Raw genomic sequence first — 23,314 nt, forward strand, 5'->3', positions numbered from 1 at the left:
GCAAGCAGAGATTAGAAAAAACCCGTAAAACGTGCAATTCCCGGACCCGAGGAAATCCAAGCGCTTTGCTCGATCAAAAGCGGAGAAGCTCAGTTCACCGCTGGATGGGTATGCAAGCAAAGCGTTGTCGCCAACCGGCCCGGCCTAAGGCAGCACGCATGCCGGCTGACTGTATGTGATAGCCCCTGTTTCGGTGACGTTATTGACAGCGAGACCATTTTCGGTGGCCAGATTGGCGGCAGATGCCTGGGTCACGTTATGGGTACCCGCGGTCTGGCGAACATGCATCACACTGGTCGTGGCGTTGAGCGGCGTGTCTCCGTGAATGTCACCCGAGAAGGTATTGCCGGTGACATTCGAGCAGACCACACCGCCGGCGACCGTGCTTTCGATCTGAAGTCCACGATCATCGAAGATATCCCGGATCAGGTTGTTGGTGATCGTGGCATTGGTCGTGCTGGCAGTTCCTCCGTTCGAAATCTGGATGCCTTCGAACCCGCTGAACGCGCCATCGCCCACACCCTGAACGGTGTTGTTGTCGATCAGGACATTGACCGTGCTGCCCCCCTCATTGTCGACGCGAATGCCGCTGCCAAATTGTGAGCCGGAGTTGGCTACATTTTCAAGCCCGATGACATTGTTGGTGATCGTTGCATTCAGGCGTCCGTCATTCGTCGCCAAGCCACCGTTTGTAAACAGGTTTATGCCATACGCGCGGACAGTGTGGATTGTGTTGCCAACCGTTCCGGCATCGGCGCCATCACGGATATTGACAGTCAGTTCCGGACCGACGCCCACGCCAGCAGTGTCCAGCGTGCCTGATATCGCGACATTCATGCCAGTGAAGGTACTGTCCTCAACTGTCAGCGTGCCGACATGGCCGCGACCGACATCGAGTTGAAGGCCGGTCCCCTGAAGACCATTATTGGAGAGCGCGGCGATGCCGTTGCCGAATTGGCTGGTGTTGACCGAAACATTTGTGGTGCCAGCGCCGTTAACCGACAGCCTGAGGCCGCCTGCGCCAACGCCATTGACCGTTTCGTCAAAAGTCGAACCGGTGACGGTCATGGTCAGGTTGCCGCCCGCAACCGTGCCGCCAGCGCCGGTATTGTCGACAGCAAAGAGATCACCCCCGCTATCCCGGCTGATCAGGTTGGTGATGTCCACCGTCCCTGTAAGGCCCTGGAACTGGATGTTGTCTTCACCCGAAGCGTTGCCGAAGTTCTGCACCGTGGTGTCGGTGATGGTCAGACCCGACACGGCCTGACCGGAAATCCCGACCTGACCGAGATTGTCGTTGACGCCGCCGGTCTCGCCGCCGTTGATGTCGAGATTGTTGAGCGACAGGGCTGTGACGCCGCTTAACTTGATTGCGGCGACATAGTCGGCAATATCTCCGCCAAATACGGCACTTCCAAACCCATTGCTGCTCGCAACATTGGTGAGATTCATGTTGCGCAGGTCAATATCACTGGCGTCGGTGATCTGAATCGCGTTGCCCGTGGTGTTCTGGATCGTGCCGCCCGAACCTACTGTGGTTCCGGTGCCGGTCACCGTGAAGCCGCCCGTCGTGCCTGTGGTATTGAGCACGATGCCGTTGACTGCGCCGTTGGCTGACACACTCGTAAACGTCACACCTGACGCGCCGATGGTGGTATTCTGAATATCCACCGCCGTGCCGGTGGTGGTGGACACACTGGCGGTTCCGCCGATCACCACCGTGCCGCCGCCATTGGCCTCGACACCCTTGCCGGTCGTAGCGGTGATGGTATTGGTGCCGGTGGAATTGAAGTTGACCGTGGCACCGCCCGAAACGTCGACGGTGTTGCCTGAGGTGGTGGAAAGCGCGGTGTTGGTGCCGGAGAACGTGACTGTGTGGGCTGCGCTGCTGTTGACTGACAGTGCTGAGCCATTGAGCGTGCTTGCGGCAACATTTCCACTGATTGTGGTTGATCCTCCCGCATTGCTGTCAAACAGATAACCCGAGCCGGCGCCGGTCAAGGTATGGACGCCTGAGAAGGTGTTGGTGCCGCTGACCTGATTGGTGACACGGATGCCGCCGCTGGCGGTTGTGATTGCCGATCCGATGGTGATGTTGGCGGAAAGGCGGTTCATGTTGACTGCATTTGCACCGGTATTCTGGATCGTCCCACCGGTTCCGGTGTCAAGCGCACCGCTGATTGTGCCGGTGGCGAGGCTGTTCTGGATGTAGACACCGTTGGCGTTGCCATTCATGCTGACGCTGGCGAATGTCGCGCCCAGATCAATGGTTGCGGCGCCGGAATTGGCGATGAAAATCGGGGTCCGGCTGCCACTGCTGATCGTGCCGGTGGTGACGTCGAAGTCGGTCCTCCCGGAGCCCGTTCCGCGCTGAACAAACGCCCCGCCACCGCTGGCATTGGAAATGTTCAAGGTGTTGGCGGTGAATGTCAGATTGCCGTCATTTCCGCCGTCGGAGTTGAGCAGATTCAGGCCCGCAGACGTGGAGTTGTTCAGCGCCGCAGTGCCGGTGACGGCAAATGCGCCATCCACATGCTGCAGCGATATGCCGTTTGTGCCGCCACCGGACGCAATGCTGGCGAATGTGGCGCCACCCGCGCCGATGGTCACGCCGTCCATGGACACCGCAGCTCCGCCGGTGGAAGCAATTGAATTGCCGGCACCGGTCACAGTGACCGTGCCGCCGCCGGTGGCCGTGAACCCCGTGCCGGTGGTGGTGTCAATGTCGAGCCCGCCACCGGTGAAATTGATGGTCGCGCCAGTGTTGCTCGTCAATGTGATGGCATCGTTGGCGCCGGTGTTGAATACCTTGCTGGCATTGGTGAAATTGAAGGTGCTGCCCGTCTGGTTTGAGATCACAATGCCGCTTCCGGTGTCATTGATCGCACCCGAAAGCGTGACGGTGCCGGTGCGGGCGGCGAGGGCCCGCAACACATTCCCGGAACTGTTGGTGATGCTCGCGCCAATGCTGACATCGCCAGAGCCTGATGTCACGCTAACAGCGATGCCGGTCGTGCCGGTCGTGGCGCCGATCGTACCGCCAATGATGTTCAACGTGCCATCACCGTTGGCATGGACACCATGATTGCCGCCATCAATATTGACGGTTGTGAATGTTGCGGTTCCTTCGAAAATCGTCCGGATCGCGAACACGCCAGCATTGTCGATCGTGGCGCTGGCAAAATTGATGGTTCCGCCGCTCCCGGCGAGGCTGATACCGTCGAAGGTTGCTCCGGCAATCGTGACAGCGCCACCGTTGAAGGTTCCCGAATCCAGGTCAAGTTCAACGGCATCTCCACCAAAGGTGCCGGTACTGGTGAGGCTGTCGAAATTTATTCCGGTTCCGGCACCGTTGACATTGAGCATATTCAGAATTTGGCCGGTCACCGTGTTGATGGTTTCCGTCCCGGCGTTGGCAATCTCCAGATTGAAAGTCGACGGCGCAAACACGTTTGCGTGGAATCCGGCGCCGCTATCGGTGTCGATATCGAGACCATTGCTGAAATTCACATTTGTTGTATCGGTTCCGGTCGCGTCAATATCCACGCCGCCGCCGGTGGTGGCCGCATTGTTGATCGTGGTCGTTCCGAAATTGAACGTGCCGGTGGAATTGTTGATCCGCAGGCCCGCACCGGTGGAGCCGGTGACATTGAGCGTGGTGATAGTCAGTGCGTTAGCGCCCGCGCCGCCGGATGCATCGCCGGCATCGATGAAGACGCCGTTGGTGCCGCCGGTTGCGGTGACCGTGCCGAAGGCCAGGTTCATGGTCAGCGGATCGAGGAACAGTGCCGTGCCATTGGTGGTGTCGACGCTGCCGCCGCTGTTGGTCAGGTTGAAGACCGTGTTGAAGCCATTGGTCTTGGTGTCGACCTCGAGCCCGGTGTTGCCATCGTTGAAGATATTGAGCGTGGTGAAGCCGAGATCGCCGGTCGGGTCGATGAAGGAGAGACCCTTGCCACTGACGCGCGCGCCAGCCGATTGACCAATGTTGAGCGTGCCGCCGGCAACTGCCGAGTCAAACCCGTCGGAATCGAAATCGACCGCGGTGAAGGTGATGCCGCCGGCGGTTCCATTGCCTGTGACCGTGTTGCCTGAAAAGCTGCGAATGCCGATGGAACTTGTTTGAGTCGTGACATTCTGGCCGGTGATTTCAACGGTCTGGCCCGCCGAACCGCTTTCGAAAGTGGTGTTGTCGATGCTCAGCAGCAGATTGTTGGCCGTGCCGGCGCCGGTCTCGTCGACATCGAGCGCCTGGCCGGTCGAGCGGATCTCGTTGGTGCCGGTCAGGTTGACGGTGAGAATGCCCGCGCCGGAGGAATTGATGTCGAGGCCGATGCCGGCCACGTCGCCGGTGTCGCCGACGCCGCCTGATCCCATGGTGATGTTCGACAGCGCCACCGTGCGTGAAATCGCGTCGGTGCCTTCGATGCGAATGCCCGCGCCGGTGATGTCGTTGCCGGCTCCGGTGGCCGAACCGCCAATGGTGACATTCGAGATAGACGCAATGGTGTCGTCGATGACGATGGCGCTGCCGCCGGTGTTGTCGATGGTGTTGGTTCCGGTCAGCGTGAACGAGCCGTCCGCGTCATTGTCAAGCAAATGAATGCCGTGTCCGGACGCGCCGGCCCCGGTGCCATTGATATCAATCCGGGTGATCGTCACCGTTGCGTCTGACTGATTGTAGGCAATGGCGGGTGAGCTAGCGAAGACATTGCCAGCGTCAATCACAGATGTGGTCGCGGTGGTGCCGATCGTAATGGTTCCGGTGGAATCGTCACCGATATGGATGCCGCCGCCCTGGGTGTTGAGCTCGATCCCGCCGGAGCCTGCACCCGTGCCAATGTTAATGACGCCCGCGGAGCCGTTGAATTGTATGCCGATCGCAGCCGAGTCGATGGCCACACCGCCGGCGCCGGTGCCCAGATTTATCGTCGAGGTGTGCCCGCCATTGCTAAGGATACCGCGCAGGTTGTTGCCGCCAGTGTTCGGCAGGTCGATGTCGACATTGGCAATATCCAGCGCCCCGGTCATGCCGATATTGGTCAGGTCGATGGCATGGCCGCCCGAGAAACCGCCGGAATCCACAACCGTCGCGCTGGTGATGGCCACGAAGCCCGCACCCGAGAGCGTGTCGAGGAGTATGCCGGAATTGCCGTCGCCGGCATTGGTCGAGGAGACGCTGTCGAAGGTCACACCAGCAGCACCAATCACCACAGTGTCGAGATCAAGGCCTTTTCCGGCGGCACTGGCAATGGTGTTGGTGCCCGTCGCCGTGCCGGTAAGAGTTCCGCCGGCGGTGCCATCGAGGCGCAAGCCGCTCGACATGGTCAGATTGGAAAAATCAAACGTCGACGCACCGGCCGTGGTGGCGATGTTGATGCCGTCGCCGCCAGTTCCGCCGCCAATGGTGCTGGAGCGAATAACGACATTCTCCGCGGCGCCAAGCGAGCCGTTGATGCCGTCGCCGGTTCCGCCATTGGCGATGATGACGCTCTGAATCGCCGACGTTCCGGTGAGCGCCACGGTGTTGTTGGCACCGGTCGTGATGATGGTTGCCAGACCGCCGCCCGCCAAGCCTGATCCGGTAATGGTGGTCGTCCCCCCAATCCCGGTGAACAGAAAACTTGCTGGCGCGCCGGCACTGAGACCGAGCCCCAGGGTGGTTGCGTCGATGGACTGACCGGATACCAGACCGATCAGCGCCTGATTGTCATCGAGCGTCAGCGTATTGATCGCGCCCTGCCCGACGCTGCTCAGATCGACCGAAGAACCGAGGACCGCGGAATTGTCGATTGCGACCAGCACATCGACCGATGCCGCAGCGGCTTGCGCGGCCGTACCGGGGTCCGCGAAGGTGCCTGCGCCAGAGGTGCCTTCCTCGTCGAAGACAAAAAAGGATGCGCCGCCGGAGATATTGGCGACGCCGCTGGCGTTGAAATCGATGTCGCGGAAATTGTAGCTGCCGTTGGCGGGCAGTGTTCCGTTGACCGCCGTCGTGGCGTGGATATCGGAAGCGACCAGGTCGCCAGTGGTTCCGTCGCCATCGCCAAGCACGAATGCCAGATCTGTCGCGCCATCCACCTGAACACCGACCGCCAGCATGTTGGCGGCGGTGCCGATGGTGACATTGGCGCCGCCATTGGTGTTGGTATCGCCAAGCTGGATGGTTCCCGTGCCGGTGGCTCCCGCAAGGTCTATGCCGATGGTGCCGGTGGCCGAAGTCGAGGTTATGTCAAAATCGTTTGCCGTGAAATTGGCGTTGATTGTTGCATTGGAGAAATCGATACCGGTCGCATTGTTACCGGTCAGGGCTATGTCAAGATCGGCGAAGCTAATGGTGGCACCGGTCGCGCCCAAAAGATAGATACCGGTCTGGCTTGCGCCGACAGCTATGCTGCTCGAACCGGTAACCGAAAAACTTCCGGACACGGTGCCAAATTGCAGGCCGACCAGCCCGCCCGACAGTGTCAGTGAATCCAGGGTGACATCAAGATCCACAGAAGCGCCCACGCTTCCAAAAGTTACATTCAGCGCATCTATGTTGCCGCCATCGGTTGCCAACGTCGCCGTAGCCTGGTTGCCCGCACTGTAAAGTCCCAGGTTCGAGGCGAAAACATTGTAACTGGAAAACCTCAGGGTGCCCTGGTTCGATACAGCAACCGCTCCAACACCTGGAATATTGTCGCTGAAGGACGCACCGTTTGAAACGCGTTCGGCGAGTGTGCCTGCGACAAAGGCCCCGCCCGAGACCTCCTGCAATCCCGCTGTGCCCAGATCGGAGTCGAAGACGACACCAACGAACTGCACGCCATTCTGGAAAAATGCCGGATTGAATGCGGTGGCGTCGCCGAACAGAGTGTTGTTGGAGAAATCAGTGACGGTGGTCATCGCGTTTGTCGATGTGACCATCACGCCCTGATCTTCGGTCTTGAAATTCGAGTTGGCAATCGAAATCACCAGGCTGTCGTCACCCTGGGTCAGCGAATTGATGCCGAATTCATCGCCGCCGGTTGTCGCGCTTGCGTCGTGGTTGATGGTAACGCCGGAGATTGCAACGTTCAGTGCCCGGGTGGCGCCGGCATCGTTCTGATCGATGTCGATGGTCGAGAAATCCGTCCCGGTCACAACAGTGTTGAACGTGCCGCCGTTGAGCGCGAAGGTGCCATCGGAATTGTCGATATCTATCGATGCTTTGGCAGTATTTGTGGCGTTGATTTCGTCAAATGTCAGATTTGCCGTGACGCTGTTGAGAACCAGCGCGGCCGCATTGCCTACCGTGATGCTTTCGACCCCGGCAGTCGCGGCAACGCTGATCGTGCCGCTGAGTGCTTCGAAGCCGGTGCCGTCGACCGAATTGATATCGAGGCCGCCGGTGAAATTGAATATGCCGCCGGCATTCGAATTGGCGATGGATACCCCGGTGCCGGCACCGCTGACATCGATATCGACGAGGCCGGCAAACGTGACAGTGCCGCCGGTGGTGGCATCAATGTTGATGGCTCCAGACGTGTTGGCACCGGTGCCGGTCACCGTGCCGCCAAAATTGACAATGCCTGCGCTGTTGGTCTGGATCGAGACCGCACCAGTGCCGCTGGTCACCGCGCCATTGATATCGACCTGGCCGGCGCCCGCGCCGCGGTTGGCGATCTGCACCGCATAGCCTGCGGTATCACTGATGCTGGCGCCGATCGTCACGGTGCCACTGCCATTGCCCGAAAGGGCCACACCATTGGCAATCGTGCCGCTGGTCACCACCACATTGGAAGTGCGAGCATTGCCGGAAACATCCAGCCCCGATGTCACGGCAGTCCCGGCAAGACTGACATTGGCCAAGGTGATTGCGCCACCCGTGGCGTCGTTGATGTCAACGCCGGTGCCGGTCGAGGTTGCCGCAGTCGTCGCCTGATCGAAATTGATGCCACCGGCGCCAACCGTGATGCCATCAAAGTTGATCGCCGTGCCGGTGCCGGTCGCCACAATCTGCTCGGTGCCCGCAGTGGCAGCCACCGAGACGGTTCCGCCACCGGTCGCGTTGAAGCCGGTGCCGGTGGTGGTGGTGATATCCAGCCCGCCGGTAAAATTGACATCGGAATTGACGATGTCGACGCCGTTGCCGGTGGTCGAGACCATTGTGTTGTCGAACGTCGAGGCAGCACCGGTCAGCGAATTGAGATCAATGCCCTGCCCGGCGACATTCTGCACAGTCAGTCCGGTCGAGGCGATCCCGGTCCCGCCGGTCGCGCTCAGGCCCGCTCCGGCCGCGGCATTCTCGATGACAAAATCCTGCAGATTGACCGTGCCCGAAGCTGTCAGCGTGTCGCCTGCGCCGCCGGTCCGGGTCAGGATCGCAGCGCCGTTTCCGGTCGGGTCGGTGACCGTAACGCCCGCACCCGGAACGCCGGAGAAATTGGCCGGGATTGCCAGACCGCTGGTGGCAAATGTGCGGCCATTGCCGAACGAGGCCATGGTCTGCCCGTCGGTCAAGCTGAAGCCGTCGGCATCATCAATCGCCGCGCCGTCATTGATCAGCACGAAGGTGGTGCCGGTAGCCGCAATGGCGTCGGCGGTGATCACATTGGCGCGGTTGTCGACATCCGAGCCGGATCCGTCGCCCGTCGCCGTGGCCGCCACGAAGACCAGGCCGGCGCCACCGCCAGAGGCAAAGTCCAGCGTGCCGGTGAAAGCCCCGACATCGTCGAAATCATAGGACCCGAGCGTGACCGCCGAACCGCCCGCAATCGCCATCGTGCCGGAAATCGACGAGCCGGTGTCGGTGGCAGCCTCGCCGTCGCCAAAGATGAAGGTGGCGTTGGTGGCCGCATCGAACTGAACCCCAACATTGACACCGGCAATCGTCGCGCTTGCGCCGGCAACATTGCTGTCGCCGAGCTGTATGGTTCCTGTTCCGGTCGTGCCCGACAGATTAACACCGGTTGTCGCGGCGATACTGGTGGAAGCCAGGTCGAAATCGGTGGCGGTCACATTGGCGTTGAGGATCGCACCGGAGAAATCGATGCCGGTGGTGTTGCCGGTCTGCAGCGCGATGTCGAGATCCGCAAAGCTGACCGCGCCGGACGTGGTTCCGGAGAAATCGACGCCCGCCGCGAAATTGGTCATGGTGATGGTGGTTGCGCCGTTAAAACCGATCACCGAACTGTTGCCGGTCAGCTGAATGGCGTTGCCGGTCGAGCCGGACACCGTTGTGGCGCCCGAGACCATGAACGCGCCGCCGCCGACACCGTCAATCGTGATGCCGGTCGTGGCGCTGCCGGTCGACGAGATGCTGTCAAACCCGATGCCGCCCGCGCCGATGCTCACGCCATCGAGATCAAGCGCCTGGCCGCCAGTCGACATGATGCTTTCGTCGCCCGCCGTCGCTGAAACCGAAACCGTGCCGCCGCCCGTCGCACTGAAACCCGTGCCGGTGGTGGTGTCGATGTTCAGCCCGCCGGTGAACGCAATATCCGCACCAGTATTGTCAACAAGATCGACGCCCGTGGCGGTCGAGGTGTTGGCGGTCACCAGGCCAGCGAATGTGATGGTTCCGCCGGTGTTGTTGGTGACCGAGACGGCTACTGCGGCGTTGTTCTGGGTGATCGTGCCGTTGTAATTCACTGTGGCGGCGCTGCCGTCCACATTGAAGGCCATTCCCGTGGGCGACAGGATCGCCGTATTGGCGCCGAAGCTGAAAGTACCGGCAGACCCGCCAAGAATATCGATGCCGGCATCGCCGCCATTGAGGTTGGACACGCCGTTGAAATTGTAGGTGCCGTCGGCGTTGTTGAACTGCAGGCCCGTCCCACTGGCCGCGCTGATCGTCGCTTCGCTGGTCAATGTGCCGGTGTGGCTGTTGAGCACTTCCACCGTGGCGCCCGCGCCCGACTGGGTCAGCGACGAATCCGCGTCAAACGCCGCATTGACGGAACCGCCATCGATGCTCAAGCCTGTGCCGCCGGCGCTCGTCAGATCGACATTGGCGAAACTGACGGTCCCCGTCAGGTTGGCAAGCGCGATACCGGTGGCCGCGCCACTGTCCAGAGCCGTATCGGATACAGCAATCGTGGCAGCGGAATTGGCGAAATTCAATCCGCCATTGTTGGTTTGAACATCGCTGATGGCAATCGTGCCGGTCATGCCGTCACCAGTGATGCCCGTCGCGGAATTGGTAATAAGCCCGGCGATCCGGGTGTCGGCGAAATGCCCGATGTTGATCCCGGTGACAATCGGCCGCCCGCCAAGACTGGTCAGAACCACGACGCTGCTGGCGGAATCGGAGAGAACAACCGTCGCGCTGCCGGTGTCGCCTGCGCCGATCACCTGCTGGCGGTTGTTGTTGAGTGTGAACACCGATCCGATGGCCCCGGCCACATCCACGGGCAGGAAGGTATCGCCGACGCCGGCCAGTCCCTGCGCGGTGACAAAGTCGCAGGCATTGGCCACACTCGTACAATCCGCTGCGCCTTGCGCGGAGTTGGCGACGTAGAACGCCTGCAGGCTTTCGCCGGATATCGCATCCGTCACCGCCGCCCCTGCATTGACGTTGTTCCCGGCAACAACCGGCGTGACGATGTCATCGTCGCGGTAAACCCGCCGCGTCATCAGCCGGTCAAGGCCGCTCAATTGCCGCTCTGCCTCGACCGTTTCGCTGGAGCCGCCGATCGGCATCCGCAAACGCACGATGCCGCTGGCCTCGGTGCCGCGAACCTTGTCGGTGCGGATCTCGCCGCCAATACTGAGCTTGGCGCCGTTCAGTCCGAATGGATCGTCGATCTCGACTTCGGCGCGGAAGCGCGGCCCCTCCACCAGCGTGTTTCCACGCTCGAACCGGAAATAGCCGGCATTGAGACGGATGGCGGCTTCGGAGAAATCAAGCTTGATGCCGGCTTCAACATCGAAGCCTGGCAATGCCCGCTCCACCAGATTGTTGCCCGAGTAGACAAAGTTCCTGCCGTTCAGGGTGACGCCCGAGCCGACAGTGCCGACCGTGTACTGTTTGTCGCCGGGCAGATAGGCATTGGCGCGGAATTCGAAGTTCTCGGTTATCAGTTCGGCGCCAAGCGTGCCCTGATAGAACATGTTGTCGTAGGCGGAGCGACGGGCATCGACAAAGCCGTAAACCCCGAAAATAGCATCCGTGCCGAAGAAACCGCCCGGCACGATCTGACGATATCCGAGGCCGAAATTCCCCTCCTGCACATCATTGGTCCAGGCCGATGTGCGCAGGTCGACAAACAACAGCGAATCGCTGTCTTGCGCCAAGGGTGCAAACAGGTTGATCTGGCCCATGGTGCGGCTGCCGCCGGGTGCGGCCGTGAACTCGATGTGGGGACGCCATTTCCTGTCGCCGGCGAGGCCATCGAGACCGGGAATGAACTTGCGCCCGTCCTTGCCGGGGCCGCTGGCGCCATAGGTCCGGTCGAGAATGACATTGAGATTGTGGTCAAGATCCTGCTGATTGATCGCATAGGTCGCATCGGCAGCCTCCAGCGTGGTTGCTTTCGAAGGCTTTGAAACGCGCGCGGCCTGGGGTTTGCCGGCAGGTTCATCGTCACTGCGGAGGTTTTTCCAGGGATCCCTGGAATCCGCAGCGGAGGCCAGTCCGGCCGTCAATGTCGCGAAAGTCGCCGTCAGACATGACGAGCACGCCAGCTTGTTTCGAAAATGAAACACCTATTCCCCCAGGGTAAACGCCGTCGCGTTCACAGCAGATATTAACAATTTCTTACCTAAGGAAATCATGGAACATATCTTGGGGTTGAATTCAACCTTCTGTTTCAACCTTCTCCTAATTGGTCAGCAAGAGTTGCAGATGAACCACACCAAATTTCAAAAAAAAGCCGATGAATTCAGAACCAAAATCGAAGATGCCCAACAACTTTCTTCATCTCACCAATAAAAATACTGAAATTTTTTCATCCATCTCGTAGATCCTAGACGATCGCCCCAACTATTTTATATGGATTATTCATATTTCGATCATTGCCCTGCTGATTCAGGAATGAATCGCCAGCCTATTCTCTCATCCGGCGTCGGATTTTGAAATAATCGCACAATTCCAATCATATCACCGGTCTCAGCGAAGCGGCTTGCCATCGCAGTTCCCCGGCTTTCGGGCAGAACGTAAAACCGGTCCGGTTGAACCAATCAAGGTTCAAAAAACACACCTCTCCCAACCATTCCCAACCATTCGGGACAAAGCTCTGCTGTACATGGCGCAGAGGTGCCGATACGGTTGCCTGCAATCAGATCAGCAGTCGTATCCTTCCCATCCGCGGCTTGTTAACCTTCACCAATTATGGTCAGCCCACGCCGCAAATCGCATCCGATCGCCAGGACCCGACAATGAACTTTTCTCCCAAAACAACCACGACCTGCTTGCTCGCTTCCGTCACGTTGTGCGGTGTCTTGCAGGCCAATGCCCAGGATCAGGCGGCAAGCGCTGCCCGGCCCGGCATCGTTTTCGAACTGGGGGCGGCCGGCAAGGTCACACCGAGTTATTTCGGATCCAGCAAGCTCATTTTGTCCCCGACGCCGCTGTTCCGGATGAAACGGCTGACCTTGCCAAACGGCTTCACCATCGGCGGCGGCAGCGAGGAAGGCTTTTCGCTGAGCCCTGCTCTGGAAGTGATCTCCGAGCGCTCGGTCAAGGATTCACCGGAACTTGCCGGTCTGAATACCATCGATACCGCGGTCGAACTCGGGGTGGCCGCCAAATACCAGATGGGGCATTTCCGCATCATGGGCGAGGTACGGCGGGGATTTGGCGGCCACGAAGGATTTCGCGGCAACCTGGGCGCCGATCTCATTGTCAATGCCGGAGACCAGTGGACGTCCCATGGCGGTCCGCGGCTGAGTTTTGCGGATTCGACCTTCACCAATACCTATTTCGGCATCAGTGCGGCGGAAGCCTCCGCGCGGTTCCCTGCCACCACAACAGGCAGCGGGCTGGTCAGCGCCGGTCTGGAAGCCGGAGTGCGCTATCAGGTGGATGAGGCATGGGCCGTCGAGGCTGGCGCTGGATGGTCGCGGCTGACAGGTGACGCGGCGCGATCGCCGATCACGGCGCAAGGGTCAAAAGACCAGTACAGCCTCTCCTTCGGCGTTATGCGCAAGTTCGACATCGCATTCTGAGGCCGGATCTTCACACCTGAACCCGGCGAAGCATTTCGAGCTCCGCCGGGCCGGTCAATGACGGCTCCGTCAACTTCGCGGACGGAAAGATCCTAAAGCGTGGCTCCCCCGCCATCCTCGATAGAGCGGGGATGGACGGCGAGATCCTCAAGTACGCGATCAAGCAGCTTGAGGTCGTCTCCGACCTCGTTGTCATCGACCATTGCGCTTTCGGTGGCAGCGCGCATCTCCGCGCGGGCCCCCTCGCGCATGCTTTCAAGCTGAGCAATTTTTTCGGACATCGGAAGTTTCGGATCATCGAGAATCGCTCTGATGTCCGCTTTCACATCATGATGGGCCATGGACCTTCTCCTTTTGGGAAGTTTGAAGTCGGGCGGCTGGCGGTCAGCAGCCACATGCCCGATCAACGCAACTCTCCGTCCATGGTTCCATTCAACGCTGGCCGACCCTTCCCTCGCGACCGTCACGGATTGCCCCGCGCAAGCCTAGCGGGATAGTCATATTCCAGAGTTTTCCTGATTCGGACTCGAAACCGGTCGCGATCTCGTTACGCAAGCGATGGAGCGGCGGGCGGAAGCGGAAAGACCATCGCATTGCCGGTTGGGTCCAGCGACAACCAGCGAGTCGACATGATGATCAGTCCCGACGATCGACATTTCTTCAACACCGAAGGCTATCTTCTGATCAGGAATTTCCATGATCTTGAAGCGGAGATCCTGCCGATCCAGCGCGATATTTACGAGATCATCGGTCTCGTGGCCCAGAGACACGGGATTGCGTTGTCGAGGGACGGCTTCAGTCCCGACAGCTTTGACGAAGGCTATTACACTTTGCTGGCGCACGACCGCAAATACGCCGGTGAGGTCTATGATCTGACCAAGCAGATCCCGTCATTTCTCCGCCTGATTTCAAACCAGCGCTCGGAAGAGTTGTTCAGGGAACTCAGAGGCACCGACCATGCCGGGATCGGCGCAGCTTCCTACGGAATCCGCATCGACAACCCGAACGAGGACAAGTTCCGCTCCCATTGGCATCAGGAATTCCTGTTCCAGCCGCAAAGCATGGACGGCATCGTATTCTGGACGCCGCTGGTGCCGGTTCGCGACGATATGGGTGCCGTGATCATTCTGCCGAAATCGCACAAGGACGGGCTTTGCGTTTACAGCAGGGGGACCGCCTATGCCGACAAGGCCGGAGCCTATCAGATCGGCATCCGCGACGAGGCCAAGGTTGTCGCGAAGTATCAGCAAATCGCGCCGCTGACCGGGCCGGCCGATCTGCTGATCATGGATTTCCTGACCATTCACGGGTCCGGCGAAAACCGGTCCGAGCGTTCCAGATGGTCGATCCAGAGCCGGTTCTTCAATTTCAGCGATCCGGTGGGCATGAAGATCGGCTGGAAAGCCTCGATAACCGCAGGCACCGAAGTTGAGACACTCTTCCCGGACAATTTTGTGAGTGATACCTGACCATGCTGCTGTGCAATGTCTGTTCCGCCGAACTCGGCTCTCCGGTTTACCATGGCGGTGAACACACCTCGATTACCACCATGAACAAGGTTGTCGCGGGACAGACCCGCATATTCCATTGCCGGACCTGCGATCACCTCCAGACCGAAGAACTGCCCGATCTCGAACGGTTTTACGCCGAGGAATATTCGATCAACGAATCCGGCGTGGATGACGACCAGCTTTACGAAATCAGGAACGGCAAGGAAATCTACCGCTCCGAACACCAGGCCGCCGTTGCGCTCGACAAGCTCGACCTGCAGGGTAACCCGAAGATCCTCGATTACGGGTGCGCCAAGGGAGCGACGTTGCGGCGGATCGTCCAGGCCAGCCCCACTGTCGAGCCATACCTGTTCGATGTCACCGACAAATACCAGTCCTATTGGCGCAATTTTCCCAAACCGGCGAAATCGGCCTCGCACAAACCGGATCCGGCCTGGGCGGGATCGCTGGATGTGGTGCTTTCCTTCTATGCGCTGGAACACATTCCCCGTCTGGCAGACGTGCTGGCGGAGATCCGGGCGCTCTTGCGTCCTGGCGGGATTTTCTATTTCATCGTCCCCAACCTTTACGCCAACTGGGCGGATTTCATTGTCGCCGACCATGTCAATCACTTCAGCCGCGGCTCGCTGACCGTGATGCTCGAACGGGCGGGTTTCAGCGATATCGAGATAGACGAGAGAGCGCATGCTTGCGCATTTGTGGTCACCTGCAAGGCCATTGCGGCTGGCTCACACACAGGGCAGGAGATCCCCGGATCGAAAGCCGCCATTGACCGGCTGACCGAGTTCTGGTCCACCGCACGCGAGCGTGTCGCGGAACAGGAACGCGCCCTTGCTGCCGATTCACGGATCGCGATCTACGGGGCCGGGATTTACGGCAATTTCATCCTGTCCTGCCTGTCGCAGCCAGAGCGTGTGGCATGTTTTCTCGACCAGAACCGGTTCCTGCATGGCTCTGATCTGAACGGGGTCAGGATCCTCAAGCCCGAGGACTGCCCGGAGGATACCGGCACTGTCTTCGTCGGTCTCAATCCGCTCAACGCTCGTCAGATCATCTCGTCTGTCGAGAGCCTGCAGTCGCGCAACCTGACCTTCTACTTCCTCGATTGAGGGCTCTTCCGGAGGAACTGCCAATGGAAAACCTGGACGCCGTCGCCGACAAGTATCTGGCCGACCCATCCGTCGAGATCGAAAACGATCTGATCATGAACTGGTATCCGAAGCGTATCGGCAACAGGATCGGGCATGCCGGTTCGGTTCTCGAACTGGGTTTGGGTCACGGCTACACCGTGCCCTATTTCACCAGGATGGCCGATCATCATGAGGTGGTCGAAGGATCGCAAAGGGTGATTGACCATTTCCGGTCCAGGAATCCCTGGTACAAGGGCACGCTGGTTCAGGATTATTTCGAGAGCTACACACCTGACCGGCGTTTTGATGTCATCGTGATGGGCTTCGTGCTCGAGCATGTCGAAGACCCCAGGGCGGTGCTTGAACGCTACCGGTCATTTCTCGCACCTGGCGGCAGGATCTATGTTGCGGTGCCAAACGCCAAGTCGCTCAACCGCAGGCTGGGAGTCGAAATGGGCATGATCGGCGATATCTACGAGCTCAACGCCACCGATCATCAACTTGGCCACAAACGCAATTACTGCCGCGACAGCTTGCGCGCCGATATCGAGGCGGCTGGATACCGCACCACGCTGGAAGAAGGGATCTATCTCAAACCCCTTCCCTTAAGCGTTCTCAAGACGCTGGATGACATGGAAGCCAATCTTCAGGCGATGCTGAAGGTTGGGGTGGATTTCCCCGATCTCTGCGTGGCGCTGCTGTTTGAACTCGAGGCCAGACTTGACTGAGACCCCACGCCGCTACACCGTCGCGGTCACCGGTGTCGGCGCGCTGATCGGTCAGGGCATCGCACGGTCGCTGCGTCCGGGCGGACGGGCGCGGAGTGTCGGCGTCGACCGCCGGATCACGCCGTTTTCGCGGACATTCTGTGACGCGGTGGCGGAAAAGCCCGCAGTTGATGAAGCGTCTGATGCCTATCTCGACTTCTGGCGCGACCTCATACGGCGGGAAGCGATCGATCTGGTGCTGCCGGGGCTCAGCGTCGACATGGAGTTCTTCGACAGGCACAGGGCGGCATTTGCCGACATGGGCGTCAAACTAGCACTCAACACTGAGCCGCTGATCGCGCTTTGCTCCGACAAGTTCGATTTTCATGCCGCCTACAGTGCCGCCGGTTTTGCCGCCATTCCGTCCGCACGTCCCCGAAGCTGGGAGGATGCGCTGAAGCAATTGGGGCCTGCGCCGCTCTTGCTCAAACCAAGACGTGGCGAAGGATCGGCCGGGATTGTGCGGCTCAACGACGCGATGGATTTTGACTACTGGACAAGGCGCAGTGGCGACAACTGGCTGCTGCAGACCATCATGGGAACGGATTTGGAAGAATACACTGTCGGTATTTATGGATTGGGCGATGGCGGCTTTGTCGGGCCGATCATTATGAGGCGCAAGCTGACGCGCTCCGGCCACACCGGAGAGGCAGAGGTTCTCGACCACCCCGCGCTTGCAGACCTGACAGGCCGCATCGTGCGCCACTTTCAACCGGCTGGGCCGACAAACCTTCAGTTCCGGATTGATGGCGGCACGCCTTATCTGCTGGAAATCAACCCGCGCTTTTCAAGCAGCTGTTCGCTTCGCGCGGCATTCGGCTTTGTCGAGGCGGAGATGTGCATCGACGACATGCTGGAAGGCAAGACGCCGGAACAGCCGTTGATCCGGTTTGGGACCGCCCATCGCTACAACGAGGATTACATCGGGGAGGATTTTGTCGGTCATGCTGGCGATCCTGTCTGACATTCACGCCAATCTGGCAGCGCTTGAAGCAGTGCTGGAAGACGCCCGCTCGCGCGGCTGCGACCGCTTTATCTGCCTGGGCGATGTCGTTGGCTACAACGCCGAGCCCGAGGAATGCTGCCAATTGCTGATCCGCAACGGCATTGCGAATATTCTGGGCAATCACGACAGCTACATCACCACCGGCGAAAACTGCACCCGATCGAAGGTGGTGGCCGCGATCATCGATGACCACCGCCAGCGGCTGTCGGATGAAAGCCTGGCCTGGCTTGGCCGCTCGGCGGCTCTGGTGCGCGACGGCGACATATTGATGATGCATGGCGGACCGGACGATCCGCTGGACCAGTATGTGCGGGAGGTCGACGCCGCGATTTTTCCGGACGGTGTCAATGTGCTGTTCGTGGGTCATACCCATGTGCAGTTTTCGCATCGTTTCGGCGAGAAACTGTTCTGCAATCCAGGCTCTGTCGGCCAGCCGCGCGATGGCGATCCGCGCGCGGCCTATGCGATCTGGCATGAACGGCAGTTGCAGCTTCACCGGGTCAGCTATGATATCGAGCGGACAATCTCGGTGATGACGGAGCGCGGCTATGAGCCGTTTCTGGCTCGCGGCCTGCCGTTGGGCGCACAGATCAACGGGCGGATCGATACAATCGTGGTGCGCTGACCGGCGGACAAGCCGCTGAAACCGCTCAAGCCCGCTTCAGCGGCCGCCGCGTCGACAGGAACAGGTTGGTCTCGCTTGAAGTGATGCCTTCGAACCGGCGAATGCGCACAAGCGTGTCGTCGAGTTCCTGCAGCGTTTCCGCCGCCAGTTCGATGATCAGGTCCCAGCGGCCATTGGTGGAGTGCACCACCTGCACCGCCGGCATCCCCTGCAACAGCGCAATGATCCGTTCCGTTCCCCTGCCCTCGATGCCGATCAGCGTCAGTCCACGCACCGGCGCCGCTGTCACGTCGGCGCGGGTGAGAACAGTGAAACCGGCGATCTCGCCGCTGGCCATCAGGCGTTCGATGCGGCTGCGCACGGTGGCTCGCGCCAGCTTCAGTTTCGCTGCGAGATCGGAAATCGAAGCGCGTCCATCGCGCCGCAATTCAGCAATCAGGCGCGTATCGATATCGTCCAAACCAGACATGCACTGTTACCAATCTGATGTATTGTGCTTTCGAATTGATCATAATTTGCCTGCATCAATATTCAAAGCGCCATTTTCACCCTCATCACAACCCTGGAATTGACCGAGAGGTCCGGTTTCGTCCCGGGCTGATTTGCCAAAATGGCAAACCGGGCTGACGCAACCGCCGTTTTGGTGCCGCAACCGGCGAATTTTCCACTTCAAACCGCCATCTGCCTCTGCGAGGAATCTCCTGAAAAGGGGCACAACATAATGAACAAGCACTGCATTCTGGTCGGCGCACCGGTCGACAGCGGCCAATCCAATCCCGGCTGCCTGATGGGGCCAGCCTCCTACCGGGTCGCAGGTCTGGCCGCGACGCTCGAGGAGCTTGGTTGCACGATCAGCGACCGCGGCGATGTGGCGCCGAGGCCGCCGGAAGTCGTTGGCTGCAACAATCCTGCAGTTCATTCACTCGGCGAAACCATTGCCTGGCAGGGCGCACTGGCCGATGCGGCGCGCGAGGCCATCGGTGCCGGGTTTCCGATCTTCCTGGGTGGCGATCACAGCCTTTCGCTCGGCACCGTAGCCGGTGTCGCCGCTCACGCCGCGCAGCAGGACCGGCCGCTGTTTGTGCTATGGCTTGACGCCCACAGCGACTTTCACACGCCGATGACGACAAGGTCGGGCAATCTGCACGGCACGCCCGTCTCCTACCTTGCCGGGCGGGACGGTTTCGACGCCTTCCCACCGTTTCCCGATCCTGTGCCGGTGGAGCAAATCTGCCTGTTCGGCATCCGCTCGGTCGACCCGGACGAACGCTCGGCGCTGCATGATCATGCGCTTACGCCGGTGGACATGCGCGAACTCGACGAGCGCGGTTTCGTTGCGCCACTCGCCGCATTCCTCAAGCGGGTGCAGGCAGCCAATGGTCTGCTGCATGTTTCGCTCGACGTTGATTTTCTCGATCCGGCGATCGCACCGGCGGTCGGCACCACCGTGCCCGGTGGCGCAACCTTCCGCGAAGCCCATCTGGTGATGGAAAGGCTGCACGAGTCCGGGCTTGTGAGTTCACTCGATCTGGTCGAACTCAATCCGTTTCTCGATGAGCGCGGCCGCACCGCACGGCTGATGGTCGACCTCACTGCAAGCCTGATGGGCCGCAAGGTTTTCGATCGCGTCAACAAAAGCATCTGAATTCGATACACCCATCCTTCTGACATGGAGACGACACATGACACCCCCTTCCCACCTCGCCTATGTCCCCTTCATCAGCGTCGAAAACATGATGCGGCTGGTGCATACCATCGGCATTGAAACAATGCTGAAGGAACTGGCTGATGCGATCGAGCATGATTTCACCCGCTGGCCGCTGTTCGACAAGACCCCACGGTTCGGCAGCCATTCCGATGTCGGGGTCATCGAATTGATGCCGACCTCGGATGGCGAGTTCTACGGCTTCAAATATGTCAACGGACATCCGACCAACACCAAACAGGGCCTGCAGACGGTCACCGCCTTCGGGCTTCTGGCTGACGTGGCATCGGGCTATCCGGTACTGCTGTCGGAAATGACCGTGCTGACGGCGCTCAGAACCGCTGCCACATCGGCGATGGCGACGCGGCATCTGGCACCGAAGGGCTCGAAAGTGATGGCAATCATCGGCAATGGCGCCCAATCCGAATTCCAGGCTCTGGCGCTCAAGGCGGTAATCGGCATCGAAGAGGTTCGGCTTTTTGATATTGATCCTGGCGCAACCGCGAAATGCGCCCGCAATCTGGCTGGCGCGGGCCTCAAGGTGACGTCCTGCAAATCATCCCAGGAGGCCATGGAGGGCGCGCAGATCGTCACCACCTGCACCGCCGACAAGCAATTCGCCACGATCCTGACCGACAACATGATCGGTGACGGCGTGCACATCAACGCCATTGGCGGCGACTGTCCCGGCAAGACCGAACTGCACAAGGACATTCTTCTCAGATCGGAGATCTTCGTCGAGTATCCACCGCAGACGCGGATCGAGGGCGAAATCCAGCAGATGCCCGCCGACCATCCGGTGACCGAACTCTGGCAGGTGATCAGCGGCGAGGCGAAAGGACGGAGCTCAGACTCGCAGATTACCCTGTTTGACGGCGTCGGCTTTGCCATCGAGGATTTTTCGGCGCTGAAATATGTGCATGAGCGGGCGCTCAAGACCGGACATTTCGTTCAACTCGACATGATCGCCGATCCGGATGACCCGCGCGACCTGTTCGGCATGCTGGCGCGCGCAGGTGAAGCAGGCTGAACTCCACGATCACAGCCTATCCCGCCCTGCCGGCCTTGGCGAATTGGCCGGCAGCGGTTAAAGCAGCGTCATGGAACCTGCCGCACCCGACACCCTGCCGATCCGCCTGCTTGTTGACGCCGATGCCTGCCCGGTGCGCGAGGAATGCGTCAAGGTGGCGCTTCGGCACGATGTCAGGGTCACCTTCGTCTCCAACAGCTTCTTCCGGATCGAGGCCGACCCGCTGGTGGAGCGTGAGATCGTGCCGGGCAATTTCGATGCCGCCGATGACCGCATTGTCGAATACGTGACAAGACGGGCCGTGGTGGTGACCGCCGACATCCTGCTGGCCGAGCGCTGCCTGAAGGCCGAGGCCGCGGCGGTGATGAGCCACACCGGCAAGCCCTTCACCCATGATTCCATCGGCATGGCAGTGGCGACACGCTCAATCATGGCCGATCTGCGGGCTGGTGGCGCGCAAGTCGGCGGACCTGCCCCGTTTTCCCGCCAGGACCGGTCCCGGTTCCTCTCGGCGCTGGATCTGGCCCTGGTCCGGCTGAAGCGCCACGGCTGAGCGGGCTTGCCAGACCGATTTTCGCTGCACACAAGGCAATCGGCCCGGCTTATCGTTTTTTCTGGACAATCCGCACACCGCGCGATCAACTGTCCCCGCTACAGTGCCGCGCATCCGATCAGATGCGCAAAGGTCGCTGTAACACTTTGAAATGATGCATGTAGGTTATCGTTCAGACGACTACGTTTGAATGATAACCTGCAGGCATTGACTGACGGGGGAACAGATCATGGCCTATGTGGACATGCTCAAGACATTTGTGCGCGTCTATGAACTGGGCAGCATGTCGGCGGCCGCGCGGGACCTCAGGGTTTCGGCGGCGGTTTCCTCGAGCCGTATTTCGGATCTCGAAAAAAGCCTCGGCGTGCGGCTGTTCAACCGGACCACCCGCAGCCTGCGCGCCACGGCGCATGGCGAATTGTTCTACAAGGGTGCAATCAAGATCCTCGACACCATCCGCGAGGTGGAAGGCGGGATTGCGGAAATCACAGCGCAGCCCAAGGGCACCTTGTTCATCTCCGCGCCGCTGGCGCTCGGCAAGAAGCTGGTGGCGCCGCTGATCCCGGCCTTCAAGTCCGAATATCCCGATATCAGCGTACGGTTGAGGCTGTCGGATCGCAAGGTCGACATCGCCCAGGAGGGGCTCGATGCTGCTTTTGTGCTAGGCCCGCTGCCGGATTCGGACATGCGGGTTCGGGCAATCCACGAGTTCGAAAGGGTGCTGGTGGCCTCGCCCGGCTACATCAGGACACATGGCAATCCGGCTAGCGGCGACGAGATCATCGCGAACAAGCACAAATGCCTGCTGTTGCGTTATCCCGGCGCCACCGAGTTCTACTGGAACCTTGTCGTCGACGGCGAGACCCGCGGCTTTCATCCGGAAGGTTCGCTGGAGAGCGATGATGGCGATGTGCTGACAGCCTGGGCGTTGGCCGATTGCGGCATCGTCAACAAGACCCGCTATGACGTGGCCAACCATCTGGATGCGGGCACGCTGGTGCAGGTTGCCGCCGCCACACCACCGACACCGCAGCCGTTTTCCTGTCTGTATCCGCACAAACGGCTGCAGGACCCCAAGGTAAAACTGTTCGTCGATCACGTGATCAAGGGAACCCGCGCGGAGATAGACCGGATGGCGGCTTCGACATCTTCAGGAAAAATTTGAAACCGGAACCGATTTTCTTTGCATACAATGATGTGAATTCCGGCCGCACGGGTCCGGACGGATCTTGCCAGGAGCCCTATCATGAATGAGCAATTGTCGGCGCAACTTCCCGGTTTTGTACGCAATGCCGTCAACCTTGCCTCTGCCGGGCTGGGCGCCCGGGCTGTGTTTGTCACCGACGAGTTCTTTGCACCGCTCGAGCGCATGCTGGCCGATCAGCCGGCGGTCTTCATCGCCGACAAGTTTGATGACAACGGCAAATGGATGGACGGCTGGGAAAGCCGTCGCAAGCGGGTCCTGGGCCATGATTTCGCGGTCATCCGCCTGGCAACCGCCGGCCGGATCGACGGCTTCGATGTCGACACGTCGCATTTCACCGGCAACTATCCTCCCGCGGCCCGCATCGAGGCCTGCAACGTGGCAGGCGAACCAGATGAGGCAACCACTTGGACCGAGGTTCTGTCGACCACGCCGCTGGGGCCGGACGCGCACCATTACCTGGCTTCGCACTCGTGTGAAATCTTCACCCATGTGCGGCTGCATATTTATCCCGACGGCGGGGTGGCGCGGCTCCGGGTCTACGGCCAGCCGTTTCTTGACCGCTCGAAGGTTGGCGAGGGCGACATAGAACTCTCTGCCGCGCTCAATGGCGGGCGCATCATCGGGTTCTCGGACGCCCATTACGGCTCCT

Annotated in this window: 13 protein-coding genes and 1 pseudogene; 11 read left to right on the forward strand and 3 right to left on the reverse strand. The window is 60.1% G+C overall.

The window, feature by feature from the left end; all coding sequences use genetic code 11:
* Nucleotides 1-144: 144 nt before the first annotated feature.
* A complete protein-coding gene (locus ABJN75_RS11130) occupies nt 145-11,670 on the reverse strand; it encodes an inverse autotransporter beta domain-containing protein (protein WP_348439663.1) in 11,526 nt (3,841 codons plus the stop codon).
* A gap of 672 nt (nt 11,671-12,342) precedes the next feature.
* Here ABJN75_RS11130 and ABJN75_RS11135 point away from each other — a divergent pair.
* Nucleotides 12,343-13,131 (forward strand): MipA/OmpV family protein, encoded by a 789-nt coding sequence (locus ABJN75_RS11135; RefSeq protein ID WP_348439664.1) that lies wholly within the window; start codon nt 12,343-12,345, stop codon nt 13,129-13,131.
* 92 nt (nt 13,132-13,223) lie between these two features.
* Here ABJN75_RS11135 and ABJN75_RS11140 read toward each other — a convergent pair whose 3' ends face one another.
* Nucleotides 13,224-13,472 carry a hypothetical protein gene (locus tag ABJN75_RS11140; RefSeq protein WP_348439665.1) on the reverse strand — a complete coding sequence of 83 codons (249 nt, stop codon included), beginning with the start codon at nt 13,470-13,472 and terminating at the stop codon, nt 13,224-13,226.
* 288 nt (nt 13,473-13,760) lie between these two features.
* Between ABJN75_RS11140 and ABJN75_RS11145 the strand changes: the two genes are divergently transcribed.
* The 5 genes from ABJN75_RS11145 to ABJN75_RS11165 are packed head-to-tail and all read left to right on the forward strand — an operon-like array spanning nt 13,761 to nt 18,170.
* Nucleotides 13,761-14,600, forward strand: a complete 840-nt coding sequence (locus ABJN75_RS11145) for a phytanoyl-CoA dioxygenase family protein (protein WP_348439666.1) — start codon at nt 13,761-13,763, stop codon at nt 14,598-14,600.
* 2 nt (nt 14,601-14,602) lie between these two features.
* Nucleotides 14,603-15,751 (forward strand): methyltransferase domain-containing protein, encoded by a 1,149-nt coding sequence (locus tag ABJN75_RS11150; RefSeq protein ID WP_348439667.1) that lies wholly within the window; start codon nt 14,603-14,605, stop codon nt 15,749-15,751.
* 23 nt (nt 15,752-15,774) lie between these two features.
* Nucleotides 15,775-16,500, forward strand: a complete 726-nt coding sequence (locus tag ABJN75_RS11155; RefSeq protein ID WP_348439668.1) for a class I SAM-dependent methyltransferase — start codon at nt 15,775-15,777, stop codon at nt 16,498-16,500.
* Complete coding sequence (locus ABJN75_RS11160) at nt 16,493-17,503, forward strand: ATP-grasp domain-containing protein (RefSeq protein ID WP_348439669.1); 1,011 nt, start codon at nt 16,493-16,495, stop codon at nt 17,501-17,503. Before ABJN75_RS11155 ends, ABJN75_RS11160 begins: the two co-directional genes overlap by 8 nt.
* A complete protein-coding gene (locus ABJN75_RS11165; RefSeq protein WP_348439670.1) occupies nt 17,484-18,170 on the forward strand; it encodes a metallophosphoesterase family protein in 687 nt (228 codons plus the stop codon). Before ABJN75_RS11160 ends, ABJN75_RS11165 begins: the two co-directional genes overlap by 20 nt.
* 25 nt (nt 18,171-18,195) lie before the next feature.
* On the opposite strand, the gene ABJN75_RS11170 is transcribed toward ABJN75_RS11165, so the two are convergent.
* Nucleotides 18,196-18,630, reverse strand: a complete 435-nt coding sequence (locus tag ABJN75_RS11170; RefSeq protein ID WP_348439675.1) for an Lrp/AsnC family transcriptional regulator — start codon at nt 18,628-18,630, stop codon at nt 18,196-18,198.
* 261 nt (nt 18,631-18,891) lie between these two features.
* Between ABJN75_RS11170 and rocF the strand changes: the two genes are divergently transcribed.
* The 5 genes and pseudogenes from rocF to ABJN75_RS11195 all read left to right on the forward strand — a co-directional run.
* Complete coding sequence (gene rocF / locus ABJN75_RS11175; RefSeq protein ID WP_348439671.1) at nt 18,892-19,815, forward strand: arginase; 924 nt, start codon at nt 18,892-18,894, stop codon at nt 19,813-19,815.
* Nucleotides 19,816-19,852: 37 nt separating this feature from the next.
* A complete protein-coding gene (locus tag ABJN75_RS11180; protein ID WP_348439672.1) occupies nt 19,853-20,905 on the forward strand; it encodes an ornithine cyclodeaminase in 1,053 nt (350 codons plus the stop codon).
* Nucleotides 20,906-20,975: 70 nt separating this feature from the next.
* Complete coding sequence (locus ABJN75_RS11185) at nt 20,976-21,458, forward strand: YaiI/YqxD family protein (protein ID WP_348439673.1); 483 nt, start codon at nt 20,976-20,978, stop codon at nt 21,456-21,458.
* 229 nt (nt 21,459-21,687) lie between these two features.
* The gene (locus ABJN75_RS11190) at nt 21,688-22,623 is read left to right on the forward strand and encodes a LysR family transcriptional regulator (RefSeq protein WP_348439674.1); all 936 of its coding nucleotides are present in this window, start codon (nt 21,688-21,690) and stop codon (nt 22,621-22,623) included.
* Between the two features lie 81 nt (nt 22,624-22,704).
* Nucleotides 22,705-23,314, forward strand: a pseudogene (locus tag ABJN75_RS11195) (allantoicase); the annotation flags it as partial.

Source organism: Hoeflea sp., assembly GCF_039975035.1.
Classification (GTDB): domain Bacteria; phylum Pseudomonadota; class Alphaproteobacteria; order Rhizobiales; family Rhizobiaceae; genus Hoeflea.

Bases quoted from the DNA above. Each gene is read 5' to 3' on its own strand.
- ABJN75_RS11140 (WP_348439665.1), bottom strand. From the start codon at position 13,472: ATGGCCCATCATGATGTGAAAGCGGACATCAGAGCGATTCTCGATGAT.
- rocF (WP_348439671.1), top strand. From the start codon at position 18,892: ATGAACAAGCACTGCATTCTGGTCGGCGCACCGGTCGACAGCGGCCAA.
- ABJN75_RS11180 (WP_348439672.1), top strand. From the start codon at position 19,853: ATGACACCCCCTTCCCACCTCGCCTATGTCCCCTTCATCAGCGTCGAA.
- ABJN75_RS11185 (WP_348439673.1), top strand. From the start codon at position 20,976: ATGGAACCTGCCGCACCCGACACCCTGCCGATCCGCCTGCTTGTTGAC.
- ABJN75_RS11145 (WP_348439666.1), top strand. From the start codon at position 13,761: ATGATGATCAGTCCCGACGATCGACATTTCTTCAACACCGAAGGCTAT.
- ABJN75_RS11165 (WP_348439670.1), top strand. From the start codon at position 17,484: ATGCTGGCGATCCTGTCTGACATTCACGCCAATCTGGCAGCGCTTGAA.
- ABJN75_RS11135 (WP_348439664.1), top strand. From the start codon at position 12,343: ATGAACTTTTCTCCCAAAACAACCACGACCTGCTTGCTCGCTTCCGTC.
- ABJN75_RS11150 (WP_348439667.1), top strand. From the start codon at position 14,603: ATGCTGCTGTGCAATGTCTGTTCCGCCGAACTCGGCTCTCCGGTTTAC.
- ABJN75_RS11155 (WP_348439668.1), top strand. From the start codon at position 15,775: ATGGAAAACCTGGACGCCGTCGCCGACAAGTATCTGGCCGACCCATCC.
- ABJN75_RS11190 (WP_348439674.1), top strand. From the start codon at position 21,688: ATGGCCTATGTGGACATGCTCAAGACATTTGTGCGCGTCTATGAACTG.